Consider the following 9886-nt stretch of genomic DNA (forward strand, 5'->3'; position numbering starts at 1 on the left):
TTATATAGGAGTTATTAAATGAATATTACAAAACAAATTGCATCAGAGCTTACAGTTAGGGAAGCTCAGGTAGATGCGGCAATCAAACTACTTGACGAAGGAAACACAGTACCTTTCATTTCTCGATACAGAAAAGAAGTTACAGGTGGTCTTAATGACGAACAGCTTCGTACATTGTCAGAGCGATTAACGTATTTACGAAACCTGGAAGATAAGAAGGCTACTTGCCTTGCATCTATAGAGGAGCAGGGCTTATTAACAGAAGAACTTAAAAAGGCTATTTTGGAGGCTACTACGCAGGTTGCAGTAGATGATTTGTATCGTCCATATCGTCCTAAGAGACGAACAAGAGCAACCATCGCCAAGGAAAAGGGATTAGAGCCTCTTGCAAATATAATCATCCTTCAGATGACAGATAAGCCTCTTTCAGAGGAGGCAAAGGCTTTCATCAATCCTGAAAAGGAAGTAAACACTCCAGAGGAAGCCATTGCAGGAGCATGTGATATTATTGCAGAATCTATATCAGATGATGCTACTTATCGTACATGGATTAGAGAAAAGACCTTCAAAAATGGTCGAATTGTTTCAAAGGCTAAGGATGCTGAGGCAGAATCAGTTTACGAGAATTACTATGATTATGATGAAGCTATCGTAAAGCTTCCAGGTCATCGTATTCTTGCTCTTAACAGAGGTGAGAAGGAAAAGATTCTCAAGGTCTCTATTGAAGCTCCTGTAGAAGATATTCTTAATTATTTGGAAAAGAAGGTTATCAGTCGCGACAACCCAAATACTACAGAGGCTCTAAAGGCTACTGTAGAGGATGCCTACACCAGATTAATTGCCCCATCTATCGAAAACGAAATCAGAGGCAACCTTACTGAGACTGCCGAGGATGGCGCTATTAATGTATTTGGTAAGAACTTAACACAGCTTCTTATGCAGCCACCTATTGCAGGCAGAAATGTGTTAGGCTGGGATCCTGCTTTTAGAACGGGCTGTAAGATTGCTGTAGTAGATGCTACAGGAAAGGTTTTGGATACAACAGTTGTTTATCCAACTGCACCTCAGAACAAGGTTGAGGAAACTAAAAAAACAATTAAGGCACTTATCAAAAAATATAATGTCTCACTTATTTCGCTAGGTAATGGTACAGCCAGTCGTGAATCTGAGCAGATTATTGTTGATATGCTAAAGGAAATCCCTGAGAAAGTTGAGTATGTTATTGTTAACGAGGCAGGTGCATCTGTTTATTCTGCTAGCAAGCTTGCCACAGAGGAGTTTCCTAACTTCGATGTAGGACAACGTTCCGCTACATCCATGGCTCGTAGATTACAGGATCCACTTGCGGAGCTTGTTAAGATTGACCCTAAATCTGTTGGCGTTGGTCAGTATCAGCATGATATGAACCAAAAGAAGCTAGATGAGACTCTTGCTGGTGTAGTAGAGACTTGCGTTAATGCAGTTGGTGTTGATTTGAACACAGCCTCTGCATCACTTTTAGAATACGTATCAGGTATCAACAAAACTCTAGCAAAGAATATTGTTGAATACCGTGAAACAAATGGACGCTTCAATTCCCGTGCAGAGCTTAAAAAGGTTCCTAAGCTTGGACCAAAAGCCTTCGAGCAGTGTGCAGGCTTCATGCGTATCACAGGTGGTAAGAATCCTCTTGACGCTACAGCTGTGCACCCAGAGAGCTATGATGCAGCCAAGGCTCTCCTTGAAAAGCTGGGATATGACACCAAGGATATTGCAGCTGGTACATTAAAGGATATTCACAAGAGCATACAAAATATCAAAGAGTTGTCCACAGAGCTTGGCATTGGTGAGATGACTTTAGAGGATATTATCAAAGAGCTTGAAAAACCAGGTCGTGACCCTCGTGAGGACATGCCTCGTCCAATCCTAAAGAGCGACGTTCTTGAAATGAAGGATTTAAAGCCTGGCATGCGTCTTAAAGGAACAGTTAGAAATGTAATCGACTTTGGTGCATTTATCGATATAGGTGTTCATCAGGATGGTCTTGTACACATCTCTCAGATGACCGACCGATACATCAAACATCCTCTTGAGGTTGTTTCCGTAGGTGACATCGTTGAAGTGGAAGTCCTTTCTGTTGATGAAAAGAAAGGCCGCATCGCCCTAACCATGAAGCTGAAGAACTCCTAAGCCTTCCCCTTAAAGGGGGAAGGTGTCTGCGCAGCAGACGGATGAGGGTGTATCCTTATTGTAATCATATACATAAATAATATATTGAAATTGTTACAATTCAACAAAATGTGTATGCAAACAGTCTTTTTAATTGACAATTATAACCAATTCTCCTATACTCATATTCAGTTAGAGAAAGTTACAGTGAATGTGCTTTTTAGGAGAAATGATAGGAGAGCGAGTCGTTAGGGGTTTCGACTCGCTCTATTTTTATTCATTTTAAAGGGGAAATATGGTAAAATAGAAAATAATCGGGAGAATGAGGGCTTATGGGACAGAACATTAAATTCAGTGTAAAAATAACAGAGGATGATTTATTTCGCTTTAATCTACATCATTCATATACTAGCTCCCAAGGGATATTATCCGTGGTGCTATTTGTGCTTTTAATTTTTGTATGGATACTTCGCTTCGCGGTGCTATCGCCAATATACAGGATGTTTTATCCTCTTATTGCAGTTATATTTTTACTGTACATTCCCCTAACCTTAAAGGCCAGGGTCAAGGTACAGATTAAACAAGAGGTATTTTCCTACCCTATTACTTACGAGCTTAAGGATGAGGGTTTATGGATTTCATCCCCATCATCAGAGGAACCTGCAGTACTTCCGTGGGAATACATTTACAAGGTTTCTACCTGGAAGGGCTACCTGCTTATTTACAGTAACAGAGTAAATGCATACATCATCCCAATTGCAGATATTTTATCGGATTATGATAACATAGTTGCATTTATGAAATCACACATAGAGGATTATAAAATACAAATAAAATGACAGAAATAATCGAAACAAATTCAGCAGAAGAAACAGAGGCGCTTGGCCTTAGGCTTGCAAAGGAAGCCACTCCTGGTCAGGTGTTCACTCTCATAGGAGATTTGGGCGTAGGCAAGACAGTATTTACCCAGGGCTTTGCCAAGGGTCTTGATATTGATGAAGCCATCTGCAGCCCTACATTTACCATAGTTCAGGTATACGATAGTGGTCGTATGCCATTTTATCATTTCGATGTATATCGCATTGGCGATGTAGAAGAGATGGATGAAATCGGCTACGAGGATTATATCTATGGGGATGGCGTTTCCCTTATCGAATGGGCCAATTTGATAGAGGATATTTTGCCAGATAGCTACACTCGTGTTACCATAGAGAAAAATTTAGAAAAAGGATTTGACTATCGCAAAATTACGATAGAAAGCATTTAAGATGAAGATATTAGGAATAGATGGCTCAGGCTTAGTTGCGTCTGTTGCCGTGGTAGAAGATGATAATTTAATTGGAGAATACACTACAGGTTATAAGAAGACTCATTCTCAAACATTGTTGCCTATGCTTGATGCACTTGGAACGATGATAGAGCTTGATCTTAATTCAATAGATGCTATAGCAGTTGCAGCAGGTCCTGGTTCTTTCACTGGCCTTCGTATCGCATCAGCTACAGCTAAGGGCATAGGATTATCCTTAGGCTGCCCTATTGTTTCAGTTCCTACAGTAGATGCAATAGCGTTCAATATGTGGGGCAATAGCGGTATCATCTGTCCAATTATGGATGCCAGAAGAGGTCAGGTATACACTGGGCTTTATTCATTCTCCCAGGATGGCAGCTTCAATGTATTGCGTCAGCAGTGTGCAGTAGATTTTCATGATATTGCAGCAGATATTAACGCCAGAGGTGAGGCGGTTACATTCTTAGGTGACGGTGTACCTGTATTTAAGCAGCTCATAGAGGAGCTTATCACAGTTCCTTTTCGTTTAGCACCAGCTCACCTAAATAGACAGCACGCATCCAGCGTTGCCACACTTGGTGCAATCTACTACAAGAATGGCGAGTGCGATACAGCAGCAGACCATCGCCCAGAGTATTTACGTTTATCTCAGGCAGAGCGTGAACGACTTGAAAAGGAAGGAAAAGCTTAATGGCTTTTACATATAGATATGCAACAGAAGCAGATGTTGATGCTATTGTATCCATCGAAGAGGCTTCAATGAGCAACCCTTGGAATAGGGATAATTATTTAGAGGCTGTTAATTCAGACCACGCCTTTATTATGGTGGCGGCAGATGATGACATTATAGCAGGCTTTGCCGTGTTTTATTTAACCCCACCCGAATCAGAGCTACCTGACATAGTGGTAGCTGAAAGCTATCGTGGCAAGGGTCTAGGTAAAACACTTTTATCCCAGTCCATAGCTACCCTAAAGGCGCAGGGCATAGATACCATATACCTGGAGGTTCGCGTCAGCAACACTCCCGCTCGTACCCTCTACTCCCGCCTGGGCTTCGAGGAAATCGGCAAACGCAAATACTTCTATTCCAACCCCGTCGAGGACGCCATCTGCATGTCCCTACGCATGGAGGAATAATCCGTATCTACGTATTCTGCCTGCATAATAAGTGTAAAAATAGCTTGTAGTTCACAATATAATATATTCTGAAAGGAGCATCTAGCGACTGAGCGTATATTATATTCTGCCTGCATAACAAGTGTAAAAATAGCTTGTAGTTCACAATATAATATATTCTGAAAGGAGCATCTAGCGACTGAAAGAGTATATTATATTGTGAGCGTAACAAGCAAGCCAAAGACTTAAAGACTTAGTATTTTGAAAGGATTTATAGATGTTAGATGTTTGTTTGTTGGGAACTGCAGGCATGATGCCTCTTCCTAATAGATGGCTTACCTCTTGTCTGTTTAGATTTAATGGCGAGGGTTTGCTGATAGATTGTGGCGAAGGTACACAGGTAGCTCTTAGAGAAGCGGGCTTTTCCCCTAATCCTATTTCTGTGATTTGCCTTACCCACTATCATGCGGATCATGTTAGTGGTCTGCCAGGGTTCTTGCTGTCGATGGGTAATTCAGATAGGACAGAGCCTGTGACTATTGTTGGTCCTAAGGGGCTGGAGAGGGTGGTCAATTCTCTTAGAGTGATTGCCCCAGAGCTTCCTTTTGAGATAAAGTTTCATGAATTGCAGCAGGATGAAGAATACTTCGAAATTCTGGGGTATCACATTCATGCATTTAAAGTTAATCATAATGTTCTGTGCTATGGATATTCTGTGGATATCCCAAGAAAGGGCAGATTTGATGTAGAAACTGCAAAGGCGCTAGGCCTTCCTGTTAAGCTGTGGAATCCGCTTCAAAAGGGTAATTCAGTAGAGTTTGAGGGAAAGACTTATACGCCTGATATGGTTATGGGGGCGGCTAGAAAGGGGCTAAAGGTTACTTATTGTACAGATACCCGCCCTACAAAGTCTTTGGTTGAAGCGGCAAAGGGGTCAGATCTTCTTATCTGCGAGGGAATGTACGCAGAGGAAGATAAGCTTGTTAAGGCAAAGCAGAATAAACACATGACCTTCTATGAGGCTGCTAAGGTGGCTAAGGATGCTGATGTTAATGAGCTTTGGCTTACACATTTTTCACCATCAATGACAGGACATAAAAGATATATGAAAGCAGTCTGTGATATTTTTCCACAGGCTAAATTGGGGGAAGACGGCAAGTTTGTAGAACTTGATTTTGCGGAGGAGTAGTATGAGAAAGGCGATACGAATAGTAATAGCTATTATCTGTATGGTGACACTTGTTGTGGGGTACTATGCGTATTTGTCACGTAAAAATGATTCTGTTTCAGCAGATTCCAATGTTGAGCTATCAGAGGTTCAGGCGATAGTTTCAAAGAATTTTATGAAGGAATATCCTGCTACACCACGCTCCGTTGTTAAGTGGTACAATCGAATAATTACAGCCTATTATGCCGAAGAATATTCTCAGGAAGAACTTGAAAAAATGGCAGAACAGGCTAGAATGCTAATGGACGATGAATTGTTAAAATACAATCCAAAGGACACTTATCTTGCATCCCTTAATCTTGAAATAGAAGATTACCGCAATCGAAATAGGGTTATTGTTTCCAGTACAGTCAGTGATTCTAACGAGGTTCAGTATAAAAAGGTTAATGGCTATGACTGTGCATTTTTAACCACCTATTATTTCATCAGAGAGGGAAGCTCTTATGATAGAACATACGAAGATTTTTGCCTAAGAAAGGATTCTAATGGTAATTGGAAAATCCTTACCTGGAGGCTGTCTACAGAGGACGAAGTAAATGGATACTAAAGAAATAAAAATACTTGCAATTGAAAGCTCCTGCGATGAAACTGCAGCAGCTGTTGTTATAAACGGAAGAGATGTCAGAAGTAATGTCATATCTACTCAGATACCACTTCACACCTTGTATGGTGGAGTTGTTCCAGAAATTGCATCAAGAAAACACATAGAAAGAATAAATCAGGTTATAGAGCAGGCACTTGAAGATGCAGACATGGGCTTAGAAGACATGGATGCTATTGCTGTTACCTATGGCCCAGGACTTGTTGGCGCTCTTTTAGTAGGTGTAGCTGAAGCTAAAGCTATTGCTTTTGCTCAGGGGTTACCTCTTATTGGCGTACATCATATAGAAGGTCATATCAGTGCCAATTATATCGAGAATAAGGAATTGGAACCACCATTTTTATGCCTGGTTGTATCTGGCGGACATACACATCTTGTTAGAGTTGTAGATTATGGTAAATACGAAATCTTAGGACGCACCCGTGATGATGCTGCTGGAGAGGCCTTTGATAAAGTCGCCAGAGCTATTGGCTTAGGCTACCCTGGCGGCCCTAAAATCGAAAAGGCTGCTCATGAGGGAAATCCTAATGCTATTACCTTCACCAGACCTAAGGTGTCAGATGTAGTATATGATTTCTCCTTCAGCGGTCTTAAGTCCCAGGTGCTAAATTATATCAATGGCGCTCAAATGAAAGGGGAGCCAGTAAATGATAAGGATGTGGCTGCATCCTTCCAACAGACTGTTATTGATACATTATGTGACCATGCCGCTCTTGCAATTGATGAATTTGGCATGGATAAATTTGCCATTGCAGGTGGAGTGGCATCCAACCAGACTCTCAGGGCTGCAATGGAAAAAATGTGTGAAGAAAAGGGAGTTAAGTTCTACCATCCATCCCCAATTCTTTGTACAGATAATGCTGCTATGATAGGTGCAGCAGCTTACTATGAATTCTTGGCAGGTAAACGTGATGGCTGGGATCTTAACGCCATCCCTAATCTTAAACTCGGAGAACGCTAGGGTGAAGCCTTCCCCGTTATTGATGAAGGTGCCCCGCAGGGGCGGATGAGGGTATCATGAACAAATTCACAGCGATAGTCCTTGCTGCAGGCAGCGGTAAGCGTATGAATCAAGAAATTCCAAAACAATATATGAAACTAGGAGATGCACCACTTATGGTGCATTGTCTTCGTACATTCCAGGAAAGCAAGGTTACACAAATTGTTCTTGTGGTAGCCCCTGGCGATGTGGAAAAGTGTCGCAAGGAAATCATCGAACGCTATCATATAGATAAGTGTATCGCTATAGTAGAGGGTGGCGAAGAACGCTACAATTCTGTTTATGCTGGCCTCCAGGCTATTAACGATGGCTATGTTCTTATTCATGATTGTGCTAGAGCTTTTGTCTCTATTGACATTATCCATAGATGCATGTCGGCGGTAGCATTGTACGAGTCATGCGTAGTGGGTATGCCATCCAAGGACACAGTTAAGCTTACTGACACTCATAGAAAGGTATTAGATACTCCAGACAGAAGCAATGTGTGGATTGTTCAGACACCTCAGTGCTTTGAGTACAATCTTATTCGTGGCGCATATGATAGGATAATTGAGAATGCTGACACATCTATCACAGATGATGCAATGATAGTAGAGAAGGCTACAGACCATGATGTTCACATGATAGAGGGCTCTTATATGAACATTAAAGTAACCACTCCAGAGGATGTTGCATTCGGCGAAGCAATCCTTAGAAACAGGCGATAATTCACTGTCTGAAATGCCAGTAAAATTGCGGCGTTGTCACAATTTTCTGAATTTAAAATTTTTCAAAAAAACTTATGATTTTTTGTTGACATACTAAGCTTGTGATGATATTATACTATTCGTGTTCGAGAGATACACATGCAGAGGTATCGAAGTGGTCATAACGAGGCGGTCTTGAAAACCGTTTGTCCGCAAGGGCGCGTGGGTTCGAATCCCACCCTCTGCGTTACATAAGGCAATCGCGAAAGCGGTTGCCTATTTTTGTATATAAAGCCTTTCTATATTGCTGTTAGGCTGTATATACTTACACACAAAGTTGCTCGAATTCAAACGATAAGAGAAGGTGCCTGCTGGGTTACTAGCGAGGCAATTAGGAGGATTTAATATGTTATATTTTTCATGTGACTATGCTGAAGGATGCCATCCTAAGGTATTGGAGGCTTTAACAAATACTAATATGCTGTCCACTCCAGGCTATGGGGAAGATGAATTCTGTGATAGCGCAAAGGAAAAGATTAAGAAGGCTATCAACTGTCCTGATGCAGATATATACTTTCTTGTAGGTGGAACTCAGACTAATCAAACAGTAATCGATTCCATGCTGTCTAATTATGATGGGGTTGTAGCAGCTGCTACAGGACATGTTGCAGTACACGAAGCAGGAGCAATAGAATACAGCGGCCACAAAGTAATTACTCTGCCAGGACATGCAGGCAAAATTGACGCTTTAGAATTAAGACAAATGCTGGCAGATCATTATGCCGATGAAAGTGCTGAACACATGGTTAATCCTGGGATGGTATATATATCATATCCTACTGAATACGGCACTCTTTATTCCAAGGCGGAGCTTGAAGCTATCTCTTCTATATGTAATGAATATCAAATACCTTTGTTTATAGATGGGGCTAGACTTGCCTATGGTCTTGCAGCGGCAGAAGATGTTACTCTATCAGATATTGCCAAGCTATCAGATGTATTTTACATTGGCGGAACCAAGGTGGGGGCTTTATTTGGCGAGGCTATTGTTTTTACCAAGAACAATACTCCAAAGCACATGATTACTCAGATTAAGCAGCACGGCGCTCTATTAGCTAAGGGTAGATTACTTGGAATACAGTTTGATACTTTATTTACAGATGGGCTATATATGAAGATGGGAGAACATGCTGTAGCTTGTGCTAATTCGATAAGAGCTACACTTCGTGAAAAGGGTTATCAGCTTTATATGGATAACCCTACCAATCAGATTTTTGTTGTGATGGATAATAAAGAGCTTGAAAACCTTTCAAAAGAGCTTTCTTATGGCTTCTGGGAGAAGTATGATGCTACCCACACAGTTATAAGAATTGCCACCAGCTGGGCTACTTCAGATGCAGCTGTTGAGGGACTGAAAAAAATCTTATAAAATTTGCAAAAAGCTGTTGACAGTTTGCAGGTCCTTTGATATTATAAACGAGCTGTCGCAAACGGGGACTAAACAGCGGAAACGCTTGTAATAGTCAACAAAAACGACATCAAAAAATAGTAAAAAGTGCTTGACAAAATGCCACGCAGATGTTACTATTTACAAGCTGATTCGAAAGAGTCGTAGCTCTTGAGTTTCTTAAGAAATTCAAGAAAATAAAATGAAAAAGTTGTTGACAAAAAGCTTCAATCGTGATAATATAAACGAGTTGCTGCTAAGGGCAACAACAAAGTGAAGATTGATAACTGAACAGTGAAACAAACCTTGAATTAATACAAGTTTTTAAAACATGTATCCTTGAAATTCATTTAAGTTTCTAAATGAAACGAA

The 9886-nt window shown here is 40.9% G+C and carries 10 protein-coding genes and 1 tRNA gene; all 11 read left to right on the forward strand.

Annotated elements, in window-relative coordinates; all coding sequences use genetic code 11:
- The first annotated feature begins 18 nt into the window (after nucleotides 1-18).
- The 11 genes from IJ535_RS04105 (at nucleotide 19) to IJ535_RS04155 (ending at nucleotide 9496) form a co-directional block, all read left to right on the forward strand.
- The gene (locus tag IJ535_RS04105) at nucleotides 19-2169 is read left to right on the forward strand and encodes a Tex family protein (RefSeq protein ID WP_294299168.1); all 2151 of its coding nucleotides are present in this window, start codon (nucleotides 19-21) and stop codon (nucleotides 2167-2169) included.
- 311 nt (nucleotides 2170-2480) lie between these two features.
- Entirely contained in the window at nucleotides 2481-2987 is a 507-nt protein-coding gene (locus tag IJ535_RS04110; protein WP_294299172.1) for a YcxB family protein, read from the forward strand.
- A complete protein-coding gene (gene tsaE / locus IJ535_RS04115) occupies nucleotides 2984-3415 on the forward strand; it encodes a tRNA (adenosine(37)-N6)-threonylcarbamoyltransferase complex ATPase subunit type 1 TsaE (RefSeq protein WP_294295808.1) in 432 nt (143 codons plus the stop codon). The genes IJ535_RS04110 and tsaE overlap by 4 nt, the downstream gene beginning before the upstream one ends.
- Nucleotide 3416: 1 nt before the next feature.
- Nucleotides 3417-4127 carry a tRNA (adenosine(37)-N6)-threonylcarbamoyltransferase complex dimerization subunit type 1 TsaB gene (gene tsaB / locus IJ535_RS04120; RefSeq protein ID WP_294299175.1) on the forward strand — a complete coding sequence of 237 codons (711 nt, stop codon included), beginning with the start codon at nucleotides 3417-3419 and terminating at the stop codon, nucleotides 4125-4127.
- Nucleotides 4127-4573 carry a ribosomal protein S18-alanine N-acetyltransferase gene (gene rimI, locus IJ535_RS04125; protein WP_294299178.1) on the forward strand — a complete coding sequence of 149 codons (447 nt, stop codon included), beginning with the start codon at nucleotides 4127-4129 and terminating at the stop codon, nucleotides 4571-4573. Before tsaB ends, rimI begins: the two co-directional genes overlap by 1 nt.
- Nucleotides 4574-4829: 256 nt before the next feature.
- Entirely contained in the window at nucleotides 4830-5741 is a 912-nt protein-coding gene (locus IJ535_RS04130) for a ribonuclease Z (RefSeq protein WP_294299180.1), read from the forward strand.
- Nucleotide 5742: 1 nt separating this feature from the next.
- A complete protein-coding gene (locus tag IJ535_RS04135) occupies nucleotides 5743-6327 on the forward strand; it encodes a DUF6715 family protein (RefSeq protein WP_294295804.1) in 585 nt (194 codons plus the stop codon).
- Nucleotides 6317-7342, forward strand: a complete 1026-nt coding sequence (gene tsaD / locus IJ535_RS04140) for a tRNA (adenosine(37)-N6)-threonylcarbamoyltransferase complex transferase subunit TsaD (protein WP_294299184.1) — start codon at nucleotides 6317-6319, stop codon at nucleotides 7340-7342. Before IJ535_RS04135 ends, tsaD begins: the two co-directional genes overlap by 11 nt.
- A gap of 56 nt (nucleotides 7343-7398) precedes the next feature.
- Entirely contained in the window at nucleotides 7399-8088 is a 690-nt protein-coding gene (gene ispD / locus IJ535_RS04145) for a 2-C-methyl-D-erythritol 4-phosphate cytidylyltransferase (RefSeq protein ID WP_294299186.1), read from the forward strand.
- 140 nt (nucleotides 8089-8228) lie between these two features.
- Nucleotides 8229-8314 (forward strand) — tRNA-Ser (locus IJ535_RS04150).
- A 159-nt stretch (nucleotides 8315-8473) separates the two neighbouring features.
- Nucleotides 8474-9496, forward strand: a complete 1023-nt coding sequence (locus tag IJ535_RS04155) for a threonine aldolase family protein (protein ID WP_294299188.1) — start codon at nucleotides 8474-8476, stop codon at nucleotides 9494-9496.
- Nucleotides 9497-9886 lie beyond the last annotated feature (390 nt).

Origin of the sequence: Pseudobutyrivibrio sp. (assembly GCF_017471675.1) — a bacterium.
In the GTDB taxonomy this organism is placed as follows: domain Bacteria; phylum Bacillota; class Clostridia; order Lachnospirales; family Lachnospiraceae; genus Pseudobutyrivibrio.